Annotated in this window: 1 protein-coding gene; it reads right to left on the bottom strand. The window is 32.4% G+C overall.

Annotated elements, in window-relative coordinates:
- The coding region (locus LJD32_RS14960; protein ID WP_227392822.1) for a 6-phospho-beta-glucosidase at window positions 1-962 on the bottom strand (962 nt) is incomplete at its 3' end.
- Window positions 963-975: the final 13 nt, after the last annotated feature.

The following is a 975-nucleotide window of genomic DNA, read 5'->3' as shown; positions in this document are numbered from 1 at the left end:
GCATCTGAATAATGTGCTCCTCCACGTTTTGCTAATTGTTCTGGTTTATGATCTAAATCTGGATTTTTATATAATTCAAATAATTCATGTTCTGTTTGTTGTACTTGTTGTCCACGAGTTCCTACCTTAGGATCATTATATTCTTCTAAACCATGAGCCAACATTTCTTCTTCACGATAATAATATCTATGATATCCACATGGAATCATATTCATTTGAAGTAATTGTTCTTTAAAGAATGGAATATCATGAATGTTTGCAGGAATTCCCATATCTTTTCCTTCATACATTGCTTCAATGATATCTTTAGTCACTTCTTTACCATTTTCATCATAAACTTTATGCCAATGGAAATGGTTTAATCCAGCAAATTTATAAGTTAATTGATCTAATGTTTTACCAATTGTTTTTGGTTCATCAAGCATTGCCCCAACAGGAACATTACATAAACCAATGACTTTATCCCATTTACCAAATCTCATAACCGCTTCAGTTACCATTCCTGATGGATTTGTAAAGTTAACAAGCCAAGCATCTGGGCATAATTCTTTCATATCTTCAACGATTGATAAAATAACTGGAATTGTTCTTAAAGCTTTAAACATACCTCCAGCACCATTTGTTTCTTGACCTAACATACCATAGCTAAATGGAATTCTTTCGTCTTTAATACGAGCATTTAATAAACCAACTCTAAATTGAGTTGTAACGAAATCTGCATCTTTTAATGCTTCTCGACGATCTAATGTTAGATGAACTTTAACATCATAAGGAGAAGCATCCCACATACGTTGTGCCATTTTACCAACGATTTCTAATTTTTCTTTCCCATCTTCAATATCGACAAGCCAAATTTCCTTGATTGGAAGTTCATCATATCTTTTAATAAATCCTTCCATTAACTCTGGTGTGTAACTACTTCCTCCACCAATTGTTACAATTTTTACAGGTTTTTTACTCATTTTTATATCCTCC

This window comes from Faecalibacillus sp. TM498 (assembly GCF_020589955.1).
Taxonomy (GTDB): domain Bacteria; phylum Bacillota_I; class Bacilli_A; order Erysipelotrichales; family Coprobacillaceae; genus Faecalibacillus; species Faecalibacillus intestinalis.
The sequence above is the reverse complement of the archived record's forward strand: the minus strand, read 5'-3'. Positions and strand labels throughout refer to the sequence as shown.